The 26,668-nt window shown below is 35.6% G+C and carries 29 protein-coding genes; 10 read left to right on the forward strand and 19 right to left on the reverse strand.

The features are described 5' to 3' along the window. The first annotated feature begins 36 nt into the window (after positions 1-36). Entirely contained in the window at positions 37-951 is a 915-nt protein-coding gene (locus C406_RS0109640; protein WP_017380409.1) for an aldo/keto reductase, read from the forward strand. A 172-nt stretch (positions 952-1,123) separates the two neighbouring features. Here C406_RS0109640 and C406_RS0109645 read toward each other — a convergent pair whose 3' ends face one another. Together C406_RS0109645 and C406_RS0109650 are read right to left on the reverse strand one after the other, a co-directional pair. After that, complete coding sequence (locus tag C406_RS0109645; protein WP_017380410.1) at positions 1,124-1,378, reverse strand: YqkE family protein; 255 nt, start codon at positions 1,376-1,378, stop codon at positions 1,124-1,126. Between the two features lie 18 nt (positions 1,379-1,396). After that, entirely contained in the window at positions 1,397-2,584 is a 1,188-nt protein-coding gene (locus tag C406_RS0109650) for an acetyl-CoA C-acetyltransferase (RefSeq protein WP_017380411.1), read from the reverse strand. A gap of 82 nt (positions 2,585-2,666) precedes the next feature. Here C406_RS0109650 and C406_RS0109655 point away from each other — a divergent pair, with 82 nt between their 5' ends. Continuing rightward, positions 2,667-3,572, forward strand: coding sequence for a hydroxymethylglutaryl-CoA lyase (locus tag C406_RS0109655; protein WP_017380412.1), 906 nt, complete (start codon positions 2,667-2,669; stop codon positions 3,570-3,572). A gap of 11 nt (positions 3,573-3,583) precedes the next feature. Continuing rightward, positions 3,584-4,516 (forward strand): alpha/beta hydrolase, encoded by a 933-nt coding sequence (locus C406_RS0109660; protein ID WP_017380413.1) that lies wholly within the window; start codon positions 3,584-3,586, stop codon positions 4,514-4,516. Between the two features lie 27 nt (positions 4,517-4,543). On the opposite strand, the gene C406_RS0109665 is transcribed toward C406_RS0109660, so the two are convergent. The 6 genes from C406_RS0109665 to yneA all read right to left on the reverse strand — a co-directional run bounded on the left by C406_RS0109665 (position 4,544) and on the right by yneA (position 8,803). Beyond that, positions 4,544-4,762 (reverse strand): YneF family protein, encoded by a 219-nt coding sequence (locus C406_RS0109665; protein ID WP_017380414.1) that lies wholly within the window; start codon positions 4,760-4,762, stop codon positions 4,544-4,546. 78 nt (positions 4,763-4,840) lie between these two features. Further along, positions 4,841-5,296, reverse strand: a complete 456-nt coding sequence (gene sirA / locus C406_RS0109670) for a sporulation inhibitor of replication protein SirA (protein WP_017380415.1) — start codon at positions 5,294-5,296, stop codon at positions 4,841-4,843. Positions 5,297-5,430: 134 nt separating this feature from the next. Then, positions 5,431-7,437, reverse strand: a complete 2,007-nt coding sequence (gene tkt, locus C406_RS0109675; protein WP_017380416.1) for a transketolase — start codon at positions 7,435-7,437, stop codon at positions 5,431-5,433. A gap of 89 nt (positions 7,438-7,526) precedes the next feature. Further along, a complete protein-coding gene (locus C406_RS0109680) occupies positions 7,527-7,760 on the reverse strand; it encodes a DUF896 domain-containing protein (protein WP_017380417.1) in 234 nt (77 codons plus the stop codon). A gap of 66 nt (positions 7,761-7,826) precedes the next feature. Then, the gene (locus C406_RS0109685) at positions 7,827-8,486 is read right to left on the reverse strand and encodes a YneB family resolvase-like protein (RefSeq protein ID WP_017380418.1); all 660 of its coding nucleotides are present in this window, start codon (positions 8,484-8,486) and stop codon (positions 7,827-7,829) included. After that, positions 8,486-8,803: a cell division suppressor protein YneA gene (yneA, locus tag C406_RS0109690; protein ID WP_017380419.1), complete on the reverse strand. Its 318-nt coding sequence runs from the start codon at positions 8,801-8,803 to the stop codon at positions 8,486-8,488. Before yneA ends, C406_RS0109685 begins: the two co-directional genes overlap by 1 nt. Before the next feature lie 169 nt (positions 8,804-8,972). On the opposite strand from yneA, the gene lexA reads away from it, so the two are divergent. Beyond that, positions 8,973-9,593 (forward strand): transcriptional repressor LexA, encoded by a 621-nt coding sequence (gene lexA, locus C406_RS0109695; protein ID WP_017380420.1) that lies wholly within the window; start codon positions 8,973-8,975, stop codon positions 9,591-9,593. Positions 9,594-9,779: 186 nt separating this feature from the next. On the opposite strand, the gene C406_RS0109700 is transcribed toward lexA, so the two are convergent. From C406_RS0109700 to C406_RS0109720, 5 genes are all read right to left on the reverse strand, one after another. Then, positions 9,780-10,037: a phage holin gene (locus C406_RS0109700; RefSeq protein WP_017380421.1), complete on the reverse strand. Its 258-nt coding sequence runs from the start codon at positions 10,035-10,037 to the stop codon at positions 9,780-9,782. A gap of 190 nt (positions 10,038-10,227) precedes the next feature. Continuing rightward, on the reverse strand, positions 10,228-11,298 hold the full coding sequence (rlmN, locus tag C406_RS0109705) for a 23S rRNA (adenine(2503)-C(2))-methyltransferase RlmN (RefSeq protein ID WP_017380422.1): 1,071 nt from the start codon (positions 11,296-11,298) through the stop codon (positions 10,228-10,230). Between the two features lie 334 nt (positions 11,299-11,632). Next, positions 11,633-12,967, reverse strand: a complete 1,335-nt coding sequence (glnA, locus tag C406_RS0109710; RefSeq protein ID WP_017380423.1) for a type I glutamate--ammonia ligase — start codon at positions 12,965-12,967, stop codon at positions 11,633-11,635. A 41-nt stretch (positions 12,968-13,008) separates the two neighbouring features. Then, positions 13,009-13,389, reverse strand: a complete 381-nt coding sequence (locus tag C406_RS0109715; protein WP_017380424.1) for a MerR family transcriptional regulator — start codon at positions 13,387-13,389, stop codon at positions 13,009-13,011. A gap of 113 nt (positions 13,390-13,502) precedes the next feature. Further along, a complete protein-coding gene (locus tag C406_RS0109720) occupies positions 13,503-14,768 on the reverse strand; it encodes a methionine gamma-lyase family protein (protein ID WP_017380425.1) in 1,266 nt (421 codons plus the stop codon). A gap of 138 nt (positions 14,769-14,906) precedes the next feature. Here C406_RS0109720 and C406_RS0109725 point away from each other — a divergent pair, with 138 nt between their 5' ends. After that, a complete protein-coding gene (locus C406_RS0109725) occupies positions 14,907-15,524 on the forward strand; it encodes a trimeric intracellular cation channel family protein (protein WP_017380426.1) in 618 nt (205 codons plus the stop codon). 29 nt (positions 15,525-15,553) lie between these two features. Here C406_RS0109725 and C406_RS0109730 read toward each other — a convergent pair whose 3' ends face one another. From C406_RS0109730 to C406_RS0109750, 5 genes are all read right to left on the reverse strand, one after another. Next, entirely contained in the window at positions 15,554-15,853 is a 300-nt protein-coding gene (locus C406_RS0109730) for a rhodanese-like domain-containing protein (RefSeq protein ID WP_017380427.1), read from the reverse strand. Between the two features lie 78 nt (positions 15,854-15,931). After that, positions 15,932-16,159: an RNA chaperone Hfq gene (hfq, locus tag C406_RS0109735; RefSeq protein ID WP_017380428.1), complete on the reverse strand. Its 228-nt coding sequence runs from the start codon at positions 16,157-16,159 to the stop codon at positions 15,932-15,934. Between the two features lie 70 nt (positions 16,160-16,229). Then, positions 16,230-17,159, reverse strand: a complete 930-nt coding sequence (gene miaA / locus C406_RS0109740) for a tRNA (adenosine(37)-N6)-dimethylallyltransferase MiaA (RefSeq protein ID WP_017380429.1) — start codon at positions 17,157-17,159, stop codon at positions 16,230-16,232. After that, entirely contained in the window at positions 17,156-18,076 is a 921-nt protein-coding gene (locus C406_RS0109745) for an alpha/beta fold hydrolase (protein WP_017380430.1), read from the reverse strand. The genes miaA and C406_RS0109745 overlap by 4 nt, the downstream gene beginning before the upstream one ends. Then, positions 18,076-19,725 carry a glycerol-3-phosphate dehydrogenase/oxidase gene (locus tag C406_RS0109750; RefSeq protein ID WP_026045659.1) on the reverse strand — a complete coding sequence of 550 codons (1,650 nt, stop codon included), beginning with the start codon at positions 19,723-19,725 and terminating at the stop codon, positions 18,076-18,078. The genes C406_RS0109745 and C406_RS0109750 overlap by 1 nt, the downstream gene beginning before the upstream one ends. Positions 19,726-20,213: 488 nt before the next feature. Here C406_RS0109750 and C406_RS0109755 point away from each other — a divergent pair, with 488 nt between their 5' ends. From C406_RS0109755 to C406_RS0109770, 4 genes are all read left to right on the forward strand, one after another. Continuing rightward, positions 20,214-20,957, forward strand: a complete 744-nt coding sequence (locus C406_RS0109755; RefSeq protein WP_017380432.1) for a metal ABC transporter ATP-binding protein — start codon at positions 20,214-20,216, stop codon at positions 20,955-20,957. Further along, entirely contained in the window at positions 20,957-21,820 is an 864-nt protein-coding gene (locus C406_RS0109760) for a metal ABC transporter permease (RefSeq protein ID WP_026045660.1), read from the forward strand. Before C406_RS0109755 ends, C406_RS0109760 begins: the two co-directional genes overlap by 1 nt. Before the next feature lie 18 nt (positions 21,821-21,838). Beyond that, entirely contained in the window at positions 21,839-22,783 is a 945-nt protein-coding gene (locus C406_RS0109765; RefSeq protein WP_017380434.1) for a metal ABC transporter solute-binding protein, Zn/Mn family, read from the forward strand. 161 nt (positions 22,784-22,944) lie between these two features. After that, complete coding sequence (locus tag C406_RS0109770) at positions 22,945-23,343, forward strand: SET domain-containing protein (protein ID WP_017380435.1); 399 nt, start codon at positions 22,945-22,947, stop codon at positions 23,341-23,343. A 32-nt stretch (positions 23,344-23,375) separates the two neighbouring features. Here C406_RS0109770 and C406_RS0109775 read toward each other — a convergent pair whose 3' ends face one another. Then, complete coding sequence (locus C406_RS0109775; protein WP_017380436.1) at positions 23,376-23,648, reverse strand: hypothetical protein; 273 nt, start codon at positions 23,646-23,648, stop codon at positions 23,376-23,378. Between the two features lie 1,080 nt (positions 23,649-24,728). Here C406_RS0109775 and C406_RS0109780 point away from each other — a divergent pair. After that, positions 24,729-26,384 carry an ABC transporter permease subunit gene (locus tag C406_RS0109780; protein WP_237740537.1) on the forward strand — a complete coding sequence of 552 codons (1,656 nt, stop codon included), beginning with the start codon at positions 24,729-24,731 and terminating at the stop codon, positions 26,382-26,384. Positions 26,385-26,668 lie beyond the last annotated feature (284 nt).

Here is a 26,668-nt window from a genome sequence, read left to right on the forward strand (position 1 = left end):
CACAATTGTACCATGTATGAAATGAGGAGGATGATTATGAAAAAACGTGAACTTGGAAAAAGCGGATTATTTGCATCCGAAATCGGACTAGGTTGTATGTCACTTCCAACTAACAATGTCGAAGCCCAAAAAATTGTGGATGCCGCTATCGACCACGGCATTACGTATTTTGATACCGCAGATTTATACGATAAGGGTGAAAATGAAGTTGTTGTAGGCCATGCATTAAAAGGAAAACGTCAAAACATCTTGCTAGCTACCAAAGTAGGTAATAAATGGCGTGAGGATGAAGCTGGATGGACTTGGGATTCATCTAGTTCATATATTACTAAGCAAGTAAAAGAAAGTTTAACAAGACTACAAACAGATTATATCGATTTGTATCAACTACACGGTGGAACGATGGAAGATAATTTAGAAGAAGCAGTCGATGCTTTCGAATCTTTAAAAAAAGAAGGGCTGATTCGGGCGTACGGAATTTCCTCCATTCGCCCGAATGTAGTCAATCGGTTTTTAGCAAAGGACCAAGCAAGCTCTGTTATGATGCAGTATAGTATGTTAGACCGTAGACCAGAAGAGTGGTTTGAATTGATAGCTGGTCACGGAGCCTCTGTTGTTACTCGTGGTTCACTTGCTAAGGGATTGCTTACTGCCGAAGTAATGAAACGTGTTGAAGATTCTAAAGGCTATGGTGAGTATAGTAAAGAATTATTACTAGAAACCTTATCAAAGATTGGTAAACACACAGAAGATTTGACTAGTCTTGCTCTAGCGTTCGTTTTACAGCATAAACAAGTGGCAGCAATAGTTGCCGGTGCTAGTTCAGAGAAACAAATAACAAGTACTATTGACGCATACCACCGATCAATTTCAACTAATGATTTAGAACAAGTAACAAATTTACTGAGAGATGATCGATACAAAGAACATCGTAAAATTGGGTTAAATTGAGTAAATTCTTACTAATTACATTCACTGATCATAAATTTTTTCATGTAGTTTGGTCTAACGTATAATAAGGTCTGGCACTTGGAGTAGACAGGTACTTTAATCTAAGTATTACCCTTAGTAAAAATATAGATAAAAAGCGTCAAAGAGAAAAAATCTCTTTGGCGCTTTTCGATTAAAATTTATTGCCATTCATTCCGTAATCATCTAACAGTTCAGCGAATGATTTGTTCTTCTCTTTTTGTTTTCTATTGAATTGTGCTTGCGCTTCGCGTTCTTCTTCTTGATTACGCTCAGCATCTTGTAATTGTTTTTTTGCTAGTTTTAATTTTTCTACTACATCATTTTGAAGTTGGTCGGCTAACGTGTTCCCTTGCTCTCGCTCTGAGCGGTCAGGTTGTTTCTGCCCCTGCTGTTTCTTTTTTGCCATCATTATTCACCTTCTACCTTATGCTCTTTTTACAATTGTAGCGACACCTTGACCGCCACCTATACATAAAGTTGCTAAACCTGTTTTAGCATCTTGCTTAGCCATTTCATGAAGAAGTGAAACGAAAATACGTGCACCACTAGCACCGATTGGATGTCCTAAAGCGATAGCTCCACCGTTAACATTTAGTTTTTCATGATCGAAGGCAAGCTCACGATCAACTGCTATCGATTGTGCAGCAAAAGCTTCATTCGCTTCTACTAAGTCAATATCTGCCATTGAAAGACCTGATTTTGCAAAAACATTTTTAACAGCTTGTACAGGGCCAATTCCCATCACTGAAGGATCAACACCTGCAGATGCATTTGCGACTATTATAGCAAGAGGAGTTAAGCCTAATTCGTCCGCTTTTGCTCTAGACATTACAACAACAGCTGCTGCTCCGTCGTTAACTCCGGAAGCATTTCCTGCTGTAACGCTTCCTTCTTTTTTGAAGGCTGGACGCAACTTGCCTAATTTTTCTACTGTAGTTCCACGTTTTGGGTATTCGTCTGTATCAAAAACAATCGGATCCCCTTTTCGTTGTGGAATTTCAACAGCTACAATCTCTTCTTTAAATTTCCCTGAATCAATTGCTTGAACTGCACGTTGTTGAGAACGAGCAGAGAACTCATCTTGTTGCTCACGAGAAATTTCATAACGATCACATAAATTTTCTGCCGTAACGCCCATATGGTAGTCATTAAACGCACACCATAAACCGTCAGAAACCATACTATCCACTACTTTTTGATCGCCCATTCGGTATCCTTCACGAGCGTTCTTTAATAAGTAAGGTGCTTGACTCATATTTTCAAATCCACCCGCTACAACGATGTCAGCATCCCCAGCAATAATGGCTTGAGTAGCTAAATGAACTGCTTTTAGTCCAGATCCACATACTTTATTTATAGTCATAGATGGTATCGTATCAGGAAGACCTGCAAAAATAGCTGCTTGTCTTGCTGGATTTTGACCAAGGCCACCTTGTAGGACATTCCCCATGATAACTTCACTCACTTGATTTGGTTCAAGTCCTGCTTTTTTTAATGCTTCTTTTATTACAAGTGCACCTAATTTTGTAGCTGGTACGTCTTTTAACGCCCCTTGGAATGAACCAATTGCTGTACGAACAGCACTTACGACAACCACTTCTATTGTTGACAATGTAAATTCCTCCTAATTTGTTGAAAAATAAATTTGCTTGCACCCCTATATCATCATTACAATAGACTAAAGGAGAGATGTTATGTTTAGTTTACCAAACAATGTGACAATAATCGAGGTTGGCCCACGTGATGGTTTACAAAATGAGAAAAATTTAGTTTCTACTGAAAACAAGCTCGCATTTATACACGCACTTCAAGCATCCGGAATTCAAGAAATGGAAATCACTTCTTTTGTTTCACCTAAGTGGGTACCACAAATGTCCGACGCAGCCGATATAGTTGAATTTGTTCAAAAGCAAGGTAGACAATTCGTTTTGACACCTAACTCAAAAGGCGTGGAAAGAGCGATTGAAGTAGGCGCAAAAAGTATGGCAGTTTTTGTTGGGGTAAGTAATTCTTTTAACATGAAAAATATAAACAAAACGACTGCTCAAAGTATGGCTGGATTAAAACCGGTTATTTCGAATTTAAAACAACAAGGATACTTTGTTAGGGCTTGTATCTCCACTGCATTTTATTGTCCTTATGAAGGTAAAATATCCATTGAAGACACATTATCACTATGTAAAGAGTTTGCAAGCTGGGGAGTTGATGAACTTAGTGTAGCCGATACAATTGGCATGGCGAATCCACATGAAAGTTATTCGTTATTTTCTCACTTAATTAAGGAAATACCAAATGTCTTAATGACTGCTCATTTTCATGATACAAGAAAAATGGGGATAGCCAATATATATGCCGCATTGCTCGCTGGCGTTTCTCGCTTTGATACTTCAGCTGGCGGTCTTGGTGGGTGTCCTTTTGCACCTGGAGCCACAGGTAATGTAGCAACTGAAGATGTGGTGAATATGCTACATACAATGGGAGTTCAAACAGGAATTAATTTGGATTTATTATGTGAAGCGGTATCCATTATTGCCCCTTGTGTTTCAAGACCAATTGACACGGGCATGTTTAGATTATACGAAATACAACAACAAGCGTAGGAGGAATAACTATGAAGCGTCGCATTCTTTGGATCACTAGTATTCTTACGAGTATTATGACAGTAGGAGCGGCGGTTTTTGGTTTTATGATAACAAGCCGGTTAATGTATTTGAAAAAAAAGGACGATGCATTTATATTAAACCGGGAGATTACTGCAAATAGATTTAACGAAGCTTGGTTTAATGTTGTCAGAAAGACTGAAAAATGGATTGCTAGTCCTAATGGTTATCCAGTAAAAGCAATCTTTTTAGAGCCTTTGGACACGAATAATTATGTTATCATTTGTCACGGTGTTACCGAAAGTAAAATTAATTCCGTTAAATATGTACGACTCTTTGAACGATTAGGTTTTAATTCTGTAGTTTATGACCATAGACGACATGGTGATTCGGGAGGTAAAACAACTAGTTTTGGCCATTATGAAAAAATGGATTTACAAGCGGTCGTAAAAGCTGTCAATGATCACTCAGGAAAAGATGCCATTATCGGTATCCATGGTGAATCTATGGGCGCAGCAACAACTATATTATATGCAGGTACGCTTCAAGACCATGCGCATTTTTATATCGTTGATTGTGCATTTTCTGATTTTACTGATCAACTACTGTATTTGATGAAAAAACAAACGCCACTTCGCTCAAGTCTAGCCATTAAACTAGCAGATGTGTTTTTACGCGTCCGTGATGGCTATTCGATGAAGTTAGTGTCTCCTCGAGAAGCAGTAACGCGAATCGATAAACCAGTTTTATTCATTCATAGCTTACTTGATGATTTTATTCTTCCAGAAATGACCAAACAACTTTACGAATTAAAAAAAGGCCCAAAACAATTGAAACTATTTGAAAAGGGCTCCCATGCACAATCGTTCAATCAAAATTCAGAAGAATACGAAAAAACAGTTGCCGACTTTTTAAACACCTATAATTTATTGCCAAAAGCATAAAAATAGCACTCTTAGCGAGTGCTATTTTTATTTTTGCATTTTATTCATTTGATTCATCATTTGCTTAACTTGTTTTTCAGATGGTTTTCGTCCCATTTGAGCCATCATCATTCGAAGCATTTGTTCATTAATTGGTGGGTTTTCTTTTAAGTACTTCATCATATATTTACGCGCAGCAAAGAAACCAATTGCAGCTCCAGCTACTAGCGCTAGTATAATTAATGAGATTGCTAATACTAAATTCAATGTTGTCTTCCTCCTTCTCGGTGTATAACCTGAGTTTATATCTCCAAGAAGGATTATACAACAAAACCTTTCTTCTTACTAGACGAAGTCTAGAATTTCTGTAAATGAATGAATAGAGCCAATCTTAATTGGCTTTAACCAACCAAAAGATATCTCTTCTTGTTGAAATGCCATGTAACAATCACTTGAATCTGATAAACCGGCAAATAGATCCAAATCGAGCATATGAGATCCCTTACACCAAACATGTAAACAGTAAGGATCGATTTTCATATGTATCGAACCTTTTAACGGATGTTCAAGTAATATTTTGTTATCATCTTGTTCTTTATGCGTAAACAAACGGCTCAGCTTTTTATCCAAACTCTTTTTAATTAATTCTTCATCAATTTTCTCACATACATAGGTCATTTCATTATGTTCTTGATCACTTTGTACATGTTCTTTCCCTAATAATTCTTGTAACATCTTTTCTCTACCTAATACGAATGGTTGGTAAGCTTTCTTAATATGAAAAATTTTATATGTTCGCATATGATATACCCCCATCTTTTAATTTAGTATAAAGGGTATTCATTGCTAAAGTTGTCGAACTGCGACCGTTCTCCATCACTATTATTGACAGAAAAAAACAAGTAGTGGCGAATGCACACTACTTGTTTTTTAAATTAATTATTAAGTAAAGATTTCACTCGCGCTACTACGTTTTCTGTAGAGAAACCAAATTCTTTCATTACAATCTCTCCTGGTGCACTTGCGCCAAAGCGATCAATTGCTAAAATACTACCTTCATCGCCAGAGTAACGTTCCCAACCAAATGAAACGCCCATTTCAATCGCTAAACGTTTTTTCACATTTTTTGGCAAGACACTATTTTTATATTCAGCATCTTGTTTTTCAAAACGATCCCAAGAAGGCATAGAGATTACAGCTACTTCAATTCCTTCTTCAGCTAATACATGTTGTGCATTGACTGCAAGCGAAACTTCAGAACCTGTTGCCAATAATAGTACGTCTGCTTGTTCTTTGTTCGCAGGAGATACCACATACGCTCCTCTAGCAACACCTTCAGCTGCAAGCTCTGCAGTGTGCTCAAGTACAGGTAAGTTTTGTCTAGATAAAATTAATGCAGTTGGAATAGATTTAGATGACACAGCTAGCTTCCAAGCTTCAGCCGATTCGTTAGCGTCGGCAGGACGGATAACTGATAGATTCGGCATCGCACGTAATGAAGCCAATTGTTCAACAGGTTCATGTGTAGGACCATCTTCACCAACAGCAATGCTGTCATGTGTAAATACATACGTTACAGGAAGTCCCATTAAAGCTGATAGACGCACAGCTGGTCGTACATAGTCGCTGAACACAAAGAATGTTCCACCAAACACATGTAAACCACCGTGTAAGGCCATACCGTTTAAAGCAGCACCCATTGCAAATTCACGAACACCAAACCAAATGTTACGACCTTCATAAGAGTCACTAGAGAAATCACCAGCACCTTTAATCGTGGTTTTATTTGAGCCAGCAAGATCCGCGCTTCCGCCAAAGAACGATGGGACAGTTTTAGCGATAGCATTCAACACTTCACCAGAAGATGCACGTGTTGCAAGTGATTTTCCAGCTTCGTATACAGGAATTTCAGCATCATAGCTTTCAGGGAGTTGTCCTTTTATTGCTAATGCTAATTGTTCTGCAAGTTCAGGGTACTCTTCTTTGTATGAGCTAAACAATTCATTCCATGATGCTTCATTAGCTCCTCCAAGTTGCTCTGCAGCTTCCTTGAAATTAGCATACACTTCTTCAGGCACATGGAAATCTTCTTCAAATGTCCACTTGTAGCTTTCTTTTGTTAATAACGCTTCATCTTTACCTAATGGCATCCCGTGTGCATCAGATTTACCTGAACGATTTGGAGATCCAAAACCAATAACCGTTTTAACTTCGATTAGAGTAGGCTGACCTTTATGGTTTTTAGCTGATTCAATCGCATTTGTTAAATCTTCAAGTGAGTTTCCATCTGCGACATGTAAATAGTTCCATCCATAAGATTCAAAACGTTTTTGGATTTTTTCCGAGAATGATTTATTTAAATCACCATCAAGAGAAATGTCATTGCTATCGTAAAGAACAATTAATTTATCCAATTGTAAGTGGCCAGCAAGAGAAATAGCTTCTGCTGCAACACCCTCCATTAAGTCTCCATCACCACAAAGAGCATACGTGAAATGATCAATAACTTCATGGTTCGGTTTATTGTATACTGCCGCTAAATGGCGCTCTGCCATAGCCATACCAACAGACATACCGATACCTTGTCCAAGTGGACCAGTTGTTGCTTCTACGCCTGAAGTATGACCAAACTCTGGATGACCAGGTGTTTTAGATTCCCATTGTCTGAAATTTTTAATCTCTTCCATTGGCAGATCATATCCACCTAAGTGCAATAAGCTATATAGCAACATTGAACCGTGGCCTGCTGAAAGAACAAAACGATCGCGATTGAACCAAGTAGGATTTTCAGGATTATGACGTAAATGCTTTGTCCAAAGTGTATAGGCCATTGGAGCAGCACCCATTGGTAACCCTGGATGACCTGAGTTTGCTTTTTCAATTGCATCGATTGATAACGTACGAATAGTATTAATGGCTAACTGATCTAAGTTTTGAGACATGTTTGACATCCTTTCTGAAACAGAAGTTTTCTTCTCCCTTTAGTTTAGTCAACTTTTGACGAACTGACAATGGTTAATGAAATGTTGGTTTAATTCAGAAATTTCTTTTCTTTAATTGCTTTCACTTTTTCAGGGGTTACATCATTACCTTCTGGATCTATAACTGTCACGTTTTCAATCGTATTTTTCATGGATGAACGAAACGTTTCTAAATATTCTTTTCGTAATGACGTTTGTTCTTTGGCTTCCTCGAGTGTAAGACCAATTGATTTAGATTTTTTTGATAGCTCATTAATTCGGGCAATTTTATCTGAAGATAACATTAGTTCACACCTTTCTTTTAATAATCTTCTTAAACGGTATGCAAAAAAGACTCAGAGCGCAAGTATTTAGCCTCCAAGTCTTTCTTTATACTCCGTATATCTTCGATGGACAGTTGCTTTACTTACAGGAAAACCGAATCCTCTTAAAGTTGATGCAATTTCTTCATATGTTAAACCATTTTGGCGTAGTTTCACGATTTCTTCTATTGGGATTTCTTTTCGTTCTCTACCTTCAGGATTACCTTGATTTTTAAGGTTCTTTTCGGGTTTAAATCCATGTACAACAGCCCTTCTCATACCTCTTCGAATTTTTGCATTATGCAATTTTCGTTGGTATTCCTCTACAAGAGCTAAGATTTCGAGCATCATCGTGTCCATTTCATTTAAACAAATAGAACCACCATCATTTAAAGAAATTACTTGAACATCTAATTTTTTTAGCATATGTAAAATAGCCATACGAGAATTACCTCGCCCTAAACGAGTCTCATCTTGGATAAAGACTGTGGTTATTGAATGTATTTTAACAAAATCTAGCATATCTAGTAAACCTTCACGTTCGACAGAGTAACCACTATGTTGGTCAATAAATACATCTCTTACAAAGTATTTTTGTCCTTGAGCAAAGTGACGTAACTCTTCTTCTTGCCTAGTTAAAGAAGATTCTTGAGCTTCTTTTTCAGTACTTACACGGCAGTATATAACAGCAGAATTAGTGTTTGCCATTACTTTATATCTCCAGCATATTCTACACCTTGAACTGTTGTATATTGATAATGACTGGTTGAAATTAAAAGAGAGTCACCCGCTAATATCATTTGTGTATTTAAGTTATTCGTTATCATCACTTCTGTAATCCAATCTTGTTTTGGTGTGTTCCCTCGATATTTATCGGATAACGTCCAAAGTGTATCTCCCTCAAGTATCAAGATTTCATTAAAAGATTCCTCTTTCTCAATTGCAAAAATAACAAAACATAGTGTACAACTAAAGATAATACCTAATAGTAATGATATAAATGAATTATTCTTGACCCAATTCATATGAATTCCTCCTCTAAGCGAATGTTTGTTCGTAAATGTATGTCCTCACTATAAACCGAACACATGTTTCTTGTCAACAATAATTAGAACCTATGTTTGCATATATTACTATCAATTGTTATACTAAACTTAGTTAAATGAGGCAAACTATTAGGCGGAGGTGAACTGGTTGAAAAAAGTATCTAAACGACAAGAAGATATATTGGCTTTTATTAAAGATGAAGTTCGAAGAAAAGGATATCCGCCATCTGTAAGAGAAATTGGGGAAGCTGTAGGCCTTGCATCTAGTTCTACAGTTCATGGTCATTTAGCACGACTAGAAAGCAAAGGATTAATTAGACGAGATCCTACCAAACCAAGAGCTATTGAAATTTTAGAGATTGATAACTTAAATGATCTAAGACCAAACGTTATAAACGTTCCTTTAATAGGTAAGGTTACTGCTGGATTACCTATCACAGCTATTGAAAATATTGAAGAGTTTTTCCCACTTCCTGAAACATTCGGAACTTCAGAAGATAATCTATTTATGCTTGAAATTATGGGAAATAGTATGATAGAAGCCGGCATTTTAAATGGGGATTACGTTGTTGTAAAACAGCAGCAATCCGCAAATAATGGGGATATCGTTGTTGCTATGACTGAAGAAGACGAAGCAACAGTAAAACGCTTCTTTAAAGAAGAATCCTATTTCAGGCTTCAACCTGAAAATTCCTCTATGGAGCCAATTATTGTTGAACAAGTATCGATTTTAGGAAAAGTTGTAGGTGTTTATCGTCATATCCACTAAATAAATTGAAATCCTCTTAACACACAAAGTGTAAGAGGATTTCAATTTATTATTAATAACTATACGATTTCATAAAAGTATGCTATAATAATTTTGAGCCGATATCACGCCGACTGACATTTACATCTTCAGTCGGCCTTTTTGCGTTTTTTTTTCTACTATTTAATCCGTTCTTCCTCACTTTAATTATTTTAATCCTTTATCTTTTAAGAATTGAGTATTTCGTCTTGCTTTAAAGCGTACATCATTGTTTTTCCACCAAGCCCAAATGGATGCTGCAAATGCGATAAAAACAGTAACCGTCACTTCAGTTTCTTCATTAGTAAATGGCAAAGGACTATAACCTTTCATTACCAAATACTGATTTATCCAAGCTAAAAAAAGGATGACCGTCCGAACAAGCATGATCTTGTCAAACGGGGCTTGATTCTTCTTTTCACTCAATTACCCTACCTCCTCCTCCTCCTTTGCTTACTTTATTTTATGTATTAAGGTTTTAAAATAGTATCGATTCATTTTATTTATTTTTAAACCATTAAAATATTTATACGGTTTTTCATAATTAATTAAAATTAAAAAAACGAAAATCGTCCCTACAATGAGAGACGATTTTCGTTAGTTGATTCCTTATAATTCATATTTTAGCTTTATCAGCTTTTTTAATTTGCTTACTTCTTAACTGGCCACAAGCAGCGTCAATATCAGCTCCCTGTTCATGGCGAACACCGCAGTTAATTCCCTTTTTCTTAAGCGCATTATAAAATGCAGTAATTGCTTCAGGGGTACTTTGTTGGTATTGCCCATGTTCATCAACCGGGTTATACGGAATTAAATTAACATAAGAAAGATGACGCTTGTTTTCAAGGAGTTTCGCAAGGCCCCAAGCTTCTTCCACATGGTCATTAACGTCACGCAAAAGAATATATTCGAACGTAATTCTTCGGTTCGTTTTTTTCAAATAATAATCAATTGCATCCATTAGTTTTTCAATTGGGTATGCTTTATTAATTTTCATAATGCGTGTACGCAATTCGTTTGTCGGTGCATGAATTGAAATCGCCAAATTCACTTGAAGCCCTTCATCTGCGTAATCGTAAATTTTCGGAACTATTCCACTTGTCGATACAGTAATGTGACGAGCACCTATTGCAAGGCCTTTTTGTGAATTAACAATGTTTAAGAAGCCCATTAAATTCGTGTAGTTATCAAATGGCTCGCCGATTCCCATTACGACAATATGACTTACTCGTTCTTCTTTTTCCAATTCATCAAGATGTTGTTGCACTTTCATGATCTGCTCAACGATTTCACCTGCTGATAAATCACGGCTTTTCTTCAATAATCCACTCGCGCAAAAACTGCAACCAATGTTACATCCTACTTGAGTAGTAACACATACTGATAAGCCATACTTAAATCTCATTAAAACTGTTTCAATTAAGTTTCCGTCTTCCATCTTAAATAAGAACTTAATTGTTCCGTCTGCTGATTCCTGTTTCACACTTTCTTCTAGTGTATAAAACACAAAGTTTTCTTCAAGTAATTCAATACACTCTTTACTGACATTATTCATATGTGAAAAATCGGTAATTCGTTTAATATATAACCAATCCCAGATTTGCTCAGCTCGGTATTTTTTTTGTCCGTTATCTAAAAGCCACACTGTCAGCTGTTCTAATGTTAATCCAAAAATAGATTTTTTCATTTTGATACCCTCTTTTCATAAACCAAAATCAGTAATATTCATTCTACTAGAAACAACCATACATAACAACTGACTGAATTTTCAATGCAGAATTTCTCATTAATTCATAGGAAAAGCCACCTTTTCCTGTTTAACAAAATAATAATACTAATCCTGTTTATTATTATGAACTCAAATTTTACGTTTATTCGTTTGTATGGATATTTTTGCAGGTCCATTCTATATTTGGTGATTGAGATACACCTTCGAGCTAGAAAGATCTATTCTTTTAAAACACAAAACCCTACTTTAAAAGTAGGGTTTTGTGTTGACAACTATATAATTACCTTAAATATTAATACATTTTCAAATATTGTTCGCGTTCCCATGGGTGTACAGAAGTTCTAAACATATCCCATTCAATTTCTTTGGAATCTACGAAGTTTGCATAAATATGCTCACCTAACGCTTCACGAATTGTTTCATTTTTTTCAAGTTCTATTAAAGCAGCATATAAGTCGGCTGGAAGATCTTCAACCCCATTTGCACGACGCTCTTGTTTGTTCATAACATAGATGTTGCGGTCAACTGCTGGAGGTGGTGTTAATTTATTTTTAATACCATCAAGTCCGGCTTTCAAGATTACAGCCATCGCAAGATATGGATTAGCAGCTGGATCAACTGAACGAACTTCTACTCTAGTACTTACTCCACGAGAAGACGGAATACGTATAAGTGGACTACGGTTTTGTGCAGACCATGCAACGTAACAAGGTGCTTCGTACCCTGGAACTAAACGTTTGTATGAATTAACCGTTGGATTCGTAATTGCTGTAAACCCTTGAACATGCTTCAAAATACCTGCCATGAATTGATAAGCTGTTTCGCTTAATTTCAAGTCTGCATTCTCATCATAGAACGCATTGTCTTTACCATTAAATAACGACACGTTCATATGCATTCCTGATCCATTGACACCGAATAATGGTTTTGGCATAAATGTAGCATGCAAACCATGTTTACGTGCAATAGTTTTAACTACTAATTTAAATGTTTGTATATTATCACAAGCTGTCACTGCATCTGCATATTTAAAATCAATTTCATGTTGTCCTGGAGCTACTTCATGGTGAGATGCTTCGATTTCAAAGCCCATTTCCTCTAATTCTAGAACTATATCACGACGGCAATTTTCACCTAAGTCCATTGGTGCTAAATCAAAATATCCACCAGTGTCATTTAGTTCCAGTGTTGGTTCACCACGTTCATCTAATTTGAATAAGAAGAATTCCGGTTCAGGTCCTAAATTAAAATCTGTAAAACCAAATTCTTTCATTTCTTTTAAAACACGTTTTAAATTACTGCGTGGATCTCCTTTGAATGGTGAACCATCAGCTTTATTGACGTCACAGATTAAACGAGCTACTTTCCCTTTTCCAGTAATCCATGGGAAAACAACCCATGTGTTTAAGTCTGGAACTAAATACATATCGGACTCTTCAATGCGAACGAATCCTTCAATTGAAGAACCATCAAACATCATTTTATCGTCGAGTGCTTTGTCAAGCTGGCTTACAGGTATTTCAACATTTTTAATCGTTCCAAGAATATCTGTGAATTGTAAACGTATAAAATTAACTTCTTGTTCTTTTACAAACTTATGAATGTCGTCTTTAGTGTACTTGCTCACTTCTTGTCACTCTCCTATAATTTTAATTTATAATTGCCCGCTTAATGATAAAAACGAGATAAATCACCTTGTCTTAAAGAAGCCTTTTGCATTCTTCCTGCCTGTTGCATTTCAACACGCAAGAAACTTCGTAGTTCCGTGTCTGTCATCTGGGCTTTCTTTTCAGCGATGAGGGGCTGGTTTTTCATTTCAAATATTTTTTTAATTCCAGCCATATTAATGCCTTGCTCAAGAAAATCTTTAATCTCAAGTAAAGTGTCGACATCAATTAATGAAAACATCCGTCGATTACCATCTGTACGTGCTGGGTTAATTAAATCATGATCTTCATAATAGCGAATTTGTCTGGCAGTCAATTCTGTGAGCTGCATGACAATGCTAATTGGGAGCAAGGGCATCGTTCTTCTTAGTTGTTGACTCACATGACTCACCTCCGCTTTCACAATTCTTATCTTACCTTATGTAAGGTTTCATGTCAACAATATGTTATATTACCTAACACCATAAAATATTCCTTAAATCAGAAACATCCATCTTATTTAATGAGCGAACTATTTTGTAGTTGAAGAACAGCAGAGAGGATCGCGAACTTAACGTGTTCATAGGTTAATCCCCCTTGGATGTATGCTGTATAAGGAGGACGTAATGGTCCGTCGGCGGTTAATTCAATACTTGATCCCTGAACAAAAGTTCCTGCTGCCATAATGACATCGTCCTTATAACCCGGCATATATGCAGGTTCTGGAGAAAAATGAGCATTTATTGGAGAATTAGCTTGTATAGCCCGACAAAATTGTATCATTTGTTGTGCCGTTTTGAATGATACAGACTGTATTAAGTCTGTTCGCTTTTCAAGATAATGAGGTGATGTATTCATCCCTATTTTTTCGAGCATGGCCGATGTGAAAATGGCTCCTTTAACCGCTTGTGCCACGACATGAGGCGCTAAGAAAAAGCCCTGATACATATCTCCTAATGTATTTAAGGAAGCACCTGCCTCGCCACCTATCCCCGGTGAAGTCATTCGATAAGCACACATATCAACAAATTTTTTCTGACCTGTTATGTATCCCCCCATTTTCGCAAGACCCCCACCAGGATTCTTAATAAGGGAACCGGCCATTAAATCAACCCCTACATTCGTTGGTTCAAGCTTTTCTACAAACTCACCATAACAATTATCAACGAAAATAATTGCTTGTGGTTTAATTGATCGAATTTTTTTTGTCATTTGTTTAATTTGATCAACAGTAAATGAAGGACGATTAGCGTATCCCTTTGAGCGTTGAATGGCAACCACTTTTGTTTTTGATGTAATCGCTTGCTCTACTTTTTCCCAATCAACATCACCGTTATCTTGTAAATCTATGTGTCGATATGAAATATTAAAGTCTTTTAAAGAACCGGTGTCTTGCTCTCCACCATCAACAATTGCTTGTAATGTGTCATATGGTTTGCCCGTTATATATAGTAATTCATCGCCAGGTCGGAGCACGCCAAATAAACTGATGGTTATTGCATGTGTTCCTGAAATTATTTGATGTCTTACAAGCGCAGCTTCAGATCCAAATACTTCAGCATACACACGTTCTAAATTATCCCTTCCTTCGTCATCATAGCCATATCCATTTGAAGGATGTAAATGAAAATCACTTACTTGATGTTTTCTAAATGCTGTAATGACTTTTTCTTGATTGAAGAAAGCAATATGATCGGCTGTCTCATGTTGCTCCGACACTAGTTGTTCAATATGTTTTGCTTCATTTAATAAGTTCGTTGTTAATACTGATTGAAACGTCATAATTTATTCCTCAATTCTTCTATTTCCCTATTCTATCTTATCATACCTATTTAAATAGAATGTAAACCAAAATAGTTGTAATAGCATATATATCTGCTATTATTATATCGGTTCTATTGAATTTTGGAGGAGTGTCAAGTGGCTTGGGAAGTGTTAAGCATTATTGGTACAATTGCATTTGCTGTTTCAGGCGCAATTGTTGCTATGGAAGAAGAATATGATTTGTTCGGTGTATATTTACTCGGAATTGTGACCGCCTTTGGTGGAGGAGCAATTCGGAATTTATTAATAGGAGTACCCGTATCAGCACTATGGGAACAAGAAATGATGTTTCAAATTGCCCTTTTTGCAATTACCGCTGTCTTTTTATTCCCACGTAAATTATTAAAACATTGGAATCGCTGGGGGAAATTCTTCGATGCAATCGGACTTTCTGCATTTGCAATTCAAGGGGCGTTATTCGCTGTACACCTTGGACTCCCTATAAGCGCAACCGTCGTTGCGGCAGTGTTAACAGGTTCAGGAGGCGGGATCGTTCGTGATGTCTTGGCCGGGCGGAAACCACTTGTACTTAAAAATGAAGTGTATGCAGTGTGGGCAGCTATTGTTGGTTTAGTTATTGGTTTAGACCTTGCTACAGACGATCTTTCGCTCTATGTTTTGTTTGTAATGATGACAGTCTTACGAGTTGTCTCTTACTTATATAATTGGCGTTTGCCATTTCGTTCTTTACTTGAAACAGAAAAAGCAGATTAACTCGGCTTCCGAGTTAATCTGCTACTTTTCTATAGTTCAACTTCACCTTGCCAGTCTAACATACCGCCAGACATGTTCGTTACATCAAACCCTTGACCTTCTAGGAATTGACAAGCCATTCCACTACGTCCTCCAGAACGACAAATAATTACGTATTCCTTCGTTTTATCTAAATCTTGGTATTTGAATTCTACTAATCCTAATGGAATATGTTCTGCACCAGGTATTATACCTTTAGCAACTTCATCCGCTTCGCGAACATCAATCATATGAACTTTTTCACTAGCCTCTAGCTTTTCTTGTAATTTTTCAGGTTGAATCGTTTTCATTTTTTATTCCTCCAATAAGTGGTTTATAATAATATAATATACCCCAGTGGGTATATTGTCAAATGACATATTTATTGGTTAAGTTTCATCCGTTGTTATTACTACTGATTTTGCTGGTACGAATGTAGAAATGGCGTGCTTATAAATGAGTTGCTGTTTACCATCAGACTCTAATAACACCGTAAAGTTATCATAGGATTTGATAATGCCTTTTAACTGAAAACCATTTAATAAAAACACAGTAACAAATATACTATTTTTGCGAAACTGATTTAAACAAACATCTTGAATATTCATTGGTTTCATAATTGTACTTCCCCCTGTATGAACTAAATGTGTGGTACGTTTATTTAATTACTTTTGATAGTATTCGCTTTTAATGACCAGATTCCTGCATTTCATTTTTAATTATTGAAAGTAATTCAGACATGTTGACATTAGGTTCAATCCAAGTGATTGGAAACTTATTGCGGAAGTAAGTGAGCTGACGCTTTGCATATCTTCGTGAATTTTGTTTAATTTGTTCAACCGCTTCTTCTAAAGAAATACCATTTCTAAAATAAGCGTATATCTCTTTATAGCCTATTGCTTGTACTGCTTGTACATCTATAATTCCATCGTCCCATAGTTGCCTGGCTTCATTAACTAAGCCCTGCTCAATCATATTACTAACTCGCATATTAATTCGTTCATATAATTGTTCTCGATCAACATGTAAACCTAAAACCACATGCCGATACATAGATTCACGACCTTGATTTTGAGGATTAGCCGATTTAGTAGTATCAGAGTGCTCGGCAATTTCTAAAGCACGTACAACTCGACGCGTGTTATTCGGATGAATCACTGCTGCACTTTGAGGATCAATTCGTTGAAGCTTTTCATGCATTGCTTCAGGTCCTAGTTTTTTTAGTTCCTCATAGTATGCATCGCGAACTGCTTCATCCACACGGTCTTCCGTAAACTGAAAGTCATATAAAACTGATTGTACGTATAGTCCTGTACCCCCTACGAGAATTGGCAACTTTCCTCTTGTTTGAATTTCAGCTATTTTGGCTCGAACCAATTGTTGGTATTCAGCAACTGAAAAAGAGTCTGTTGGCTCTTTTATATCTAGTAAATGGTGAGGAACGTCTTCCATCTCTTCAGGCGTGATTTTTGCTGTACCAATATCAAGACCTTTATATACCTGCATAGAATCCCCATTAATAATTTCCCCATTCAACAATTTCGCAAGTTTTATGGACAACGCAGTTTTTCCAGATGCAGTAGGTCCAACTATTGCCAGTACTTCTATATTGATCATTTTTTTTCCACCCAATTTATAACGAGATTAAAAGTATCTTCTTTTCCAATCTCGTGTAATAATTCATGCCTTTTATCTTCTACTAACACCACAGTAATATTAGTTAATCCTGCTTTTTTATATTGTTTGGCAACTACCCACAGTTTTTTTCCGTTTCTGCTGACAGGGTCTATTGTTCCAGCTATCAGTAGAATTGGTATGTTTTTTGGAATACGCTCAATTTCTTTGTTGTCATGAATGATACTGAGTCCATTGATTAAATCGATAAAAAGTTGGTTACTCGGAACAAACCCACACAAAGGATCCTCCACATATTTTTGAACTTCTGATTGATCAGAACTTAACCAATCGAAATCAGTTTTCGATTCTTTAAAGGCTCCATTAAAATTACCAAATGTCATTTTATTTAGAAAAGGATTCTCAGTTTGCTTTCCTTTGACTAGTGCAGATCCTTGCGCAAAAAGTTTACCTATTTTACCAGTTAAACCTGTTGGCCCATCCGTTCCTGATAGTACAATTTTTGATACAGACTGACCATATTTTTGGATATAGCGCCTCCCAATAAATGAGCCCATACTGTGGGCAAAAAGAATTGGACTTTCACAAGTTATATCCTTACGAACAGCTTGCAAAACTTCCCTTACATCTTCCGTCACTCGTTCAAAGCCATCCTTGTTAGCAAAAAATCCGAGTGGACTTTGTTTTTTTCCTGTTTGTCCATGCCCACGATGGTCATGCCCAGATACCATATATCCTTTTTCCACCAAAACTTGAGCAAACTCTTCATAACGTCCAATATGCTCTGCCAAGCCATGTAATATATGAACATGTCCAATTGGTGAATCCTCTGGTTTATATACTACTGTATAGATTTCATGACCATCTGACATTTTTATATAATGAATACTTTTAGCCATCAAGAATTCTCCTCTCGAAATGATGTTGTTGCTTTAATTTGTTTATCCAAATCAAAGCGATAAAAATCCAATTGGTTTTCTGAATATCCAAGTTGTGATTTCATCATTTGACACACTTGCTCTTTATATTCATGTACTTCTTCAATATTGAAATATAAATTACCTGTTCGCCGAACAAAAAAATCAGCTGGAGTACATGCCATTTCATATTGGATGGCATAATCCAGCTTTGAAGCTATAGGTAACGGCAATCCATAAGTATTGTCTTTATGAACAACTGCAAAGTTATATAATTTATCAACATTCGTTCCATAAAAGGATGCAAGATGTTGAGCTTCATCATATGTTAAGCCAAATTTTTCACCTTCAAGTGCTTTCTTTTCAACAAAGGATGTAAAACATTTAGAACCTCCAAAATCCCCGCCAGACAATGGGAGATGTTTCGTAACAGAAGGTCCAAAAAAAGAGACTCTGCCGTTTTTCCTTACACGCTCAACGACCAATTCAGCCATTTTTCTGTATCCAGTTAACTTACCTCCAGCTATTGTAACAAGTCCACTTGCAGACTCCCAGATTTCATCTTTACGAGAAATCTCTGACGGATTATTTCCTTTTTCATAGATAAGAGGTCTGATACCTGCCCAAGTAGATTCTACTTGCTCTTGAGTTAATTTGATGCTAGGAAACATAAAAGCAATTGCATCTAATATGTATGTGACGTCCTCACTCGTCGCAACAGGATTTTTTGGATTTTCTCCATAAAAAGTATCTGTCGTTCCAACGTATGCTTTACCATTTCTAGGTATCGCAAACATCATTCGACCATCAGGGGTATCAAAGTAAACGGCTTGCTTTAAAGGGAAAACTGATTGATTAACTACCACATGAACACCTTTTGTCATACGAAGTTGTTTACCATTTCCGATTGAATCCTTTGCACGAACACTATCTACCCAGGGTCCCGTCGCATTGACAACATTTTTGGCATGAATGGTTGCAGTTTCACCAGAAAGTTGAACCACTACATCAACTCCAATAATTTTACCTTGTTGGTAGACAAATGATTGTGCTTTAACATAGTTTACGCAAACCGCACCTTTTTCAGCCGCCTTTTTGATTACTTCAATCGTCAAACGAGCATCATCCGTTCGGTATTCAACGTAGTAACCAGCACCACGAAGTCCATCAGTTTTTAGAAGTGGCTCTTTTTTCTTCGTTTCCCCAGTTGATAACATTTGACGTCGTTCAGCACGTTTTACTCCAGCTAAAAAATCATACACCCTAAGCCCAACAGACGTTGAAATCGGTCCAAATGTACCGCCTTTATGAAACGGTAAGAGCATCCATTCAGGCTCTGTTACATGAACTGCATTTTCATAAACGATTTCACGTTCTCTACCCACTTCAGCAACCAATTGTATTTCAAATTGTTTTAAATAACGAAGGCCACCGTGCACGAGTTTTGTAGAACGACTAGAAGTACCTGCAGCAAAGTCTTGCATTTCAACTAACGCAACGGATAGTCCTCTCGTTACTGCGTCAAGAGCAATACCAGCTCCAGTGATTCCACCACCAATTATAAGTAAATCAAACTCAAAGGTATTTAAAGTTTGAAAAATTTTTGAACGTCCTCCTGCTGAAAGCATCATGCATCTCTCCTTCATTTAAATAGTCGTGGCTTCTACTACTTTTTGCCAACCACCGAGGTGTTCGAGAAATCGATCGTAACGACTTTCTCACCAGATAGCTTCCATTCCATTCACAACATATTATTTAAACCAGAGAACTATTAAACAAAAATCTAATTAATGGAAAATTAATGTTTATTTTTAAAAGAAACTTTATCCATTAATTATACTATTTTTCCTATTTGATTGTACACGAAACTCACCATTCAATTGAGTCGGACTAATAATGATGCTTTTATTTTTCTGTAAATATTTTAAAAACCTTTTTACTAATTACTTACATAATTAATAATTAAGAACTTAATAATAATTATATTTAGTTTATTGCTGTTGCTTAAACGACTTTATTCGCATATAGTTGTTCTAAGGAAACTTTTTTTCGGATGGGAAATATTTTATATAAAATAATATGATTTGAACAATAGATTTTAAATTAGGAGGAATTAGTTATGGCAACAGCAATAGCCGTTAACGATTTATTTGTTTCGTATAACGGTACCGAGGCTTTAAAGAATGTCAGTTTCACAGTTGAGGAAGGTAAATTGGTTGGAATTATTGGACCAAACGGTGCAGGGAAATCGACTTTGTTAAAAGTTTTATTAAATTTAATAAAAAAAGATAACGGCAAAGTTGAAATACTAGGTAAATCGATTAAGGAAATGAAAACAAAAGTTGCTTATGTTCCTCAACGAAGCAATATCGACTGGGATTTTCCGATTACAGTTATTGATACTGTATTACTCGGTACTTATCCAAACTTGGGCATCTTTAAGCGTCCTAAAAAAGAACATAAGTTATTAGCTATGGAGTGTTTAGAAAAAGTAGGAATAGCTGAGCTTTCTAAACGTCAAATAGGAGAACTTTCAGGTGGACAGCAGCAAAGAGTATTCCTTGCTCGAGCATTGGCTCAGAAACCTGAGATGTATTTTCTTGATGAACCGTTCGTAGGTGTTGATGTCACTAGTGAGGAGAAAATTATCTCGATATTAAAAGAACTTCGAGATAATGGAAAAACAGTAGTCGTTGTTCATCATGATTTAAGTAAAGCCAGTGATTACTTTAATGAACTAATTTTGTTAAACAAAGAGCTAATCGATCATGGGGACGTTGAAAAAGTATTTCAACCACAAGTCTTAAGTAGAGCTTACACAAATCAATTTCCTACATTGATTGGAGATGAGGTTAAAGTATGATGAATTTTATTGAAGCCCTCATCCAATATGGGTTTTTACAAAAAGCCTTACTTACATCTATTATGGTTGGTATTATTTGTGGGGTAATTGGTTGCTTTATCATTTTAAGAGGAATGGCTTTAATGGGTGATGCAATCTCGCATGCCGTGCTTCCTGGTGTGGCATTATCTTATATTTTGGGCATAAACTTCTTTTTTGGAGCTGTATTTACTGGATTAATAACAGCGTTAGGTATTGGTTTCATTAGTAATAATAGTAGGATTAAGAATGACGTTTCAATTGGTATCATGTTCACAGCTGCATTTGCATCTGGGATTATTCTTATTACATTTATGAAAAGCAGTACAGATTTGTATCACATTCTTTTTGGAAATGTACTCGCCGTACGTCCATCTGAAATGATGTCAACTCTAATCATCGGAATCTTCATTCTTGTTAGTATTTATGTCTTTTATAAGGAACTTCTTGTTAGTTCGTTTGATCCAACGATGGCAGCAGCATATGGATTACCAACTAAAGTTATTCATTATTTCTTAATGGCACTTCTAACATTAGTAACAGTAGCTTCTTTACAAACAGTTGGCATTATTCTAGTTGTAGCGATGCTCATTACGCCAGCATCAACTGCGTATTTATTAACAGATCGACTGTGGGTCATGCTCTACCTCTCCGCTGGCATTGGTGTGTTGTCAGCCATACTCGGATTGTATTTTAGCTATACCTACAATTTAGCTTCAGGCGCAACCATTGTGCTTGCTGCCACAGCTTTATTTATTCTTGCGTTTTTATTTTCACCAAAACAAGGCTTAATATGGCGCACGATTAAAAGTGCACGAAAAAGAGAAATGCATGCACAATCATAAATTATTGGGAGGATTAAGATGAAATCCATAAAATATTTTACAGTCATCATGAGCATCCTATTGCTCCTAGTTATTTCAGCATGTGGTAGAGAAGATGAAAATGCTGAAAAAGATCCTAACGAAAAAATTCAAGTCATTGCTACTTATTCAATTGTTTACGATATTGTTAAAAATGTGGGTGGAGATCGAGTAGAAATTCACACCCTTGCTCCAGTTGGTTCTAATCCACATGAATATGATCCGCTTCCAAAAGATGTTCAACTGACAACAGATGCGGATGCTGTATTTTACAACGGACTTAATTTAGAAGCAGGAAACTCATGGTTTGAAAAACTATTACTTACTGCCAACAAAGGCGAAAAAGACTCACCTGTGTTCCTGATGAGTGAAGGTGTTCAACCAAAATATTTGACTACTAAAGGGAAAGAATCTGAAGTAGACCCTCATGCATGGTTAGATATTCGTAACGGAATTAAATATGCTGAGAATGCTAGAGATGGATTGATTAAAGTTGATCCAGAACATGCAGATGTATATGAAAAGAACACTCAAGCCTACATTGAAAAACTTGAAACTCTTCATCAGGAATCAGTTACACGTTATAACGAAATTCCAAAAGCACAACGTCTTTTAATTACGAGCGAAGGAGCATTTAAATATTTCTCTGAAGCTTATGACTTTGAAGCAGCCTATATTTGGGAAATCAACTCTGAAAATCAAGGGTCACCAGAACAAGTGAAATCAGTAGTTGATTTTATTAATACGAAAAAAGATGCTGTATTATTTGTTGAAACGAGCATAGATCCTCGTAGTATGGAAACCGTGTCTGCTGAAACTGGAGTTCCAATCTACGGTAAAGTCTTTACTGACTCCATCGGTAAGCCCGGTGAAGATGGTGACACGTATATTAAAATGATGGAATGGAATATTGACACGATTTTTAAAGGTTTGACTGAAAAATAGATGTGACTGAACCCTTACGAATAATAGTTACTATTTCCCTTGTAAGATTACGATTAAGATTCCACATGTTATACTTGTAACTTGCTGGATGATTTTTGTGCTACTATATCTTCCGGCAAGTCATATATAACATTAACAATCGAATTGAGAAGGTGAACCTAATGATTGAAATCAAAACATCTACATTAAGTGACGGAGAATTAAATCGTGGCGTTTTTGCAAAACGTGATATCAAAAAAGGCGAACTCATTCACGAAGCGCCAGTTCTCCCCTATCCAAATGAACAACATGAACATGTTGAGAAAACGCTTTTAGCGGATTATGCTTTTGAATATGGCATAAACCATACTGCATTGGTATTAGGATATGGCATGTTATTTAATCACTCGTACCAACCAAATGCAATGTATGATATTAATTTTGACAATCATACTTTTGATTTCTTTGCTTACAAAGATATTAAAGCTGGAGAAGAAGTATTGATTAACTATAACGGAGAAGTCGAAAATGATGACCCTTTGTGGTTCAACGAAGAAAACGAAAACCCAACGAATGACTAGCAACTGCTAGTCCGTCGTTGGGCTTTTTTTGATTAACTTCGGTATGCTTTTAATGTTGTTTTTAATGAAGCAAACGTCCCTATTGCAGCGGCACTATAAAAAAATCCCATAAAAATTCCGGCTGATAAATTCTGAGGATGACTAATAAATATTGAAATGATCATTCCTATAATTGTTGCACTTACTGGAATGTGTTTAGAAGAAATAGGCAACAACACCTTGAGTACGATTACCACTATCATAATTACTGGGATTGCCCAAACGGCATCCCAAATAATTGTATGTATAATCGGGAACTCGGTCATTTGGAAAATCTCCTTTTTGCGTGATGGTTTTATAATAGACTTTCCATCTTCTTTACATTTAAATCGCGGTTAATTTTTTACTTCCAATTAAATAATGAACAATAGATAAAGACTACTTCCTAAAAATGACGGGTTCTCTTCAGAGATGTAAAACTCTAATGAGAACTTCAATCAGTAATTAAAAACGAAAGCAAATTAGCATCGCTTTTAGCGGTGCTAATTTGCTTTCGTTTCTTTTTCTGGTTTATTCAACTTTTTCATTATTTTTATTGTAATGACAATTTTCTATTATTAATAAAATGATCTTTGAGAAAGTCAGAAATGAAAAAGCACTGCAAATTGTACTGAACCCTAAAAGTTAGACCGAGATAATTTATAACTTTTTATTGGTGTCTGTCATCGTTTATAAATAATGTCTTCTCATTAATACACCTTGTCAGTCTTACTTTCGCTATGCGGATAGTATTAATCTTTTAATAAAAAATCGGAATTTTTATGTAAAATTCACAAATTAAAGATAATTGAAACTTTTTTGAAAATTCTCGCGTATTACAAGTGGAGGAACTTTTTCTAATAAAAGATTAAACATTTTCACAAACAAGTCATCAGTTCTAATAATGGATTTTCAGATTCAGGGTCAAACTGGAATTAGAATGGGTTTCGAAAAACGATTATGTAGTACATCGTATATCTTCCTGAGTTCCTTTTTATATTATGGTATAACTATTTGTTTCATTCTTTACTTATAAAGATTATTTATAAATTAAGAACAACATCGAAATACGAGAGATGGTAATTTCTTAAGTAATAATTATAAAACAACATTTACTGAATTCTTAATTTGATAGTAAAGGAGCTGGATTTTTGAAGATAATACCAATTACGCTATTTAAATATTTATTAGGAGTGATTGGAATCATTCTAATAAGCTGTATACCAATTCTCTTTACACTTAACGGCTCCTTCGATCTCCATTTACTTTTCACAACTTTCTTGGGGGTCGTAAAAGATTTCATTAACCCTTCCGAGAGGCAAGTCAGCTTCTATCGCTTTTATTTAAAAGGACCTTATGTTTACTCAATGCTTATTTTGGTTGCTTCTCTACTTTTATCTCTTATAAGTTCATTCGTTCTGTCATTTATTACACTTTTATCTAAGGGATTTATAAAAAAAATTCTTCTGCACATAGCAAAATTTCTTGAGTCATTCCCAGATTTTTCATTTATATTTCTTATTCAAATTTTAGTTGTTCAAGTTTATTTAAAAACTGATATTCTTATTTTGCAATTTTATAGTTTGGGAGATAACTTGGTATATATCGCTCCTATTCTTTGCTTATCAATTCTACCTACTCTGTTACTTTTCAAGCTCTTTATCTTGTTATTTGAAGAGGAGTGGGGAAAATCATATGTTGAGTTAGCCAGGTCTAAGGGGTTAAGTAATTTCGAAGTTTTACTGAAACATTGTACTACAAATGTGTTGAAAAGTTTATTTTTCCAATCTAAATCAATTGTTTGGCTCAGTTTATCTTCCTTGTTAATCATTGAATACCTTTTTGGCATCAATGGGATTCTTTATTATTTGAAGGCTGATTTCAGTCCTAGTGGTACAACCTTTATTCTTTTATCTATTTTCACTCCCTTCTTCCTCGTTTATGCAGTAGCAGAACGAATCGTGGATAAGGAGCAAATAGAAAGAAATGTGATTTTCAATAACTTCAATTTATCTATGTTGAATATTCAACAAGTTAAATCTATAAATATCTTTAGAAAAAAAGAATCAAGACGTGGAATATCAGAAACCTTGAAAATAGTAAGGATAAATTTATTTAAATATTTAAATATTATAATCCCAATTTTGATTGTATTTGGGCTTTTATTAACTAGTTTTCTATATTTCATTTTTTTCAACGATAAAATAGATCAAATCAATTATATATATAATGATGAAGGGGAAATGGAAAGTATGGCACCGCACCCGCCTTCTTCAAATATTCTATTTGGAACAGATCCTTTTGGCTATTCAATTCTTCAACAATTAATAGTAGGTATCAAATATACCATTCTAATCACGTTAATCATTGCAACTATACGAATTGTAACGGGTTATTTATTTGCAATCCTTTATGTGTTTTATTTAAACAATAAATTAAGAGTAGCCATTAATTCCATTGCAGATGGTATACATTTTTTACCATTAACTCTACTAACATATATTTTACTAATCCCGATACTTATAAATAGTACTGGCGTATGGGAAACGACACTAACGGAGCGATTGATTTTACAAATTCTGATTATGTCCTTCGTTGTTCTACCGGTAACAACCAGTTCAATTGGGAATGAAATGAATGAAACATTAAAAAAGGAATATGTTCAAAGTTCGGTTGTAATGGGGGGATCGTTAATTTGGATTTTAATCAAACACATTAATCCTCAATTATGGCCAAAAATTCTTTTACTCTGGTCACAACATATTGTACAAGTGCTTCAAATGTTTGTACATTTAGGGATTCTATCCATTTTTGTTGGAGGTGCAACATATCAATCTAGCGAATTAATACTAAACATATATGAGCTTTCAGGTATGATTTCCATTTCCAGAGAAGTTTTTATGACGAAACAATATTGGATGATTCTTCCTCCCTTGTTCACCTTTATGATATTAATATATTGTTTCAATACTATTGTGAATGGAATTTCAAAGAAATCAATATACCTCTCTAAAAAGGGTTAGAAAGCGTTTCAAAGGTTAATTATTCGAGTCTTTTGGTTCAACATTCACATTTTTCGTTTAATAAAATTCACTATATCATCTCCATTTCATTTTTAAAGTAGTTATGTTATTCGCACTCAATTAGTTACATTACAGCTTCTATTGCAAAAAACTTGTCAATTAAGCAACGAAAAACCTACTTTTCAGGATAATAATGCATATATCAATGAAAAAAGGACTGCCAATTGGTGCTGCACCCCAAAAGTTAGAGTAAAAATCTAACTTTTGGGGTGTTTTTTATATGG

Origin of the sequence: Paenisporosarcina sp. TG-14, assembly GCF_000297555.1 — a bacterium.
Classification (GTDB): Bacteria; Bacillota; Bacilli; order Bacillales_A; family Planococcaceae; genus Paenisporosarcina; species Paenisporosarcina antarctica.

Excerpts from the sequence above, each read along its gene's own strand:
- C406_RS0109660 (WP_017380413.1), top strand. The coding sequence starts at position 3,584 with ATGAAGCGTCGCATTCTTTGGATCACTAGTATTCTTACGAGTATTATG.
- C406_RS0109730 (WP_017380427.1), bottom strand. The coding sequence starts at position 15,853 with ATGAAAACGATTCAACCTGAAAAATTACAAGAAAAGCTAGAGGCTAGT.
- miaA (WP_017380429.1), bottom strand. The coding sequence starts at position 17,159 with ATGATCAATATAGAAGTACTGGCAATAGTTGGACCTACTGCATCTGGA.
- C406_RS0109655 (WP_017380412.1), top strand. The coding sequence starts at position 2,667 with ATGTTTAGTTTACCAAACAATGTGACAATAATCGAGGTTGGCCCACGT.
- C406_RS0109685 (WP_017380418.1), bottom strand. The coding sequence starts at position 8,486 with ATGGCAAACACTAATTCTGCTGTTATATACTGCCGTGTAAGTACTGAA.
- tkt (WP_017380416.1), bottom strand. The coding sequence starts at position 7,437 with ATGTCTCAAAACTTAGATCAGTTAGCCATTAATACTATTCGTACGTTA.
- C406_RS0109770 (WP_017380435.1), top strand. The coding sequence starts at position 22,945 with ATGATTGAAATCAAAACATCTACATTAAGTGACGGAGAATTAAATCGT.
- C406_RS0109720 (WP_017380425.1), bottom strand. The coding sequence starts at position 14,768 with ATGACGTTTCAATCAGTATTAACAACGAACTTATTAAATGAAGCAAAA.
- C406_RS0109745 (WP_017380430.1), bottom strand. The coding sequence starts at position 18,076 with ATGGCTAAAAGTATTCATTATATAAAAATGTCAGATGGTCATGAAATC.
- C406_RS0109755 (WP_017380432.1), top strand. The coding sequence starts at position 20,214 with ATGGCAACAGCAATAGCCGTTAACGATTTATTTGTTTCGTATAACGGT.
- hfq (WP_017380428.1), bottom strand. The coding sequence starts at position 16,159 with ATGAAACCAATGAATATTCAAGATGTTTGTTTAAATCAGTTTCGCAAA.
- C406_RS0109780 (WP_237740537.1), top strand. The coding sequence starts at position 24,729 with ATGCTTATTTTGGTTGCTTCTCTACTTTTATCTCTTATAAGTTCATTC.
- yneA (WP_017380419.1), bottom strand. The coding sequence starts at position 8,803 with ATGAATTGGGTCAAGAATAATTCATTTATATCATTACTATTAGGTATT.
- C406_RS0109765 (WP_017380434.1), top strand. The coding sequence starts at position 21,839 with ATGAAATCCATAAAATATTTTACAGTCATCATGAGCATCCTATTGCTC.
- C406_RS0109645 (WP_017380410.1), bottom strand. The coding sequence starts at position 1,378 with ATGGCAAAAAAGAAACAGCAGGGGCAGAAACAACCTGACCGCTCAGAG.
- rlmN (WP_017380422.1), bottom strand. The coding sequence starts at position 11,298 with ATGAAAAAATCTATTTTTGGATTAACATTAGAACAGCTGACAGTGTGG.
- sirA (WP_017380415.1), bottom strand. The coding sequence starts at position 5,296 with ATGCGAACATATAAAATTTTTCATATTAAGAAAGCTTACCAACCATTC.
- C406_RS0109680 (WP_017380417.1), bottom strand. The coding sequence starts at position 7,760 with ATGTTATCTTCAGATAAAATTGCCCGAATTAATGAGCTATCAAAAAAA.
- C406_RS0109750 (WP_026045659.1), bottom strand. The coding sequence starts at position 19,725 with ATGATGCTTTCAGCAGGAGGACGTTCAAAAATTTTTCAAACTTTAAAT.
- C406_RS0109775 (WP_017380436.1), bottom strand. The coding sequence starts at position 23,648 with ATGACCGAGTTCCCGATTATACATACAATTATTTGGGATGCCGTTTGG.
- C406_RS0109640 (WP_017380409.1), top strand. The coding sequence starts at position 37 with ATGAAAAAACGTGAACTTGGAAAAAGCGGATTATTTGCATCCGAAATC.
- C406_RS0109760 (WP_026045660.1), top strand. The coding sequence starts at position 20,957 with ATGAATTTTATTGAAGCCCTCATCCAATATGGGTTTTTACAAAAAGCC.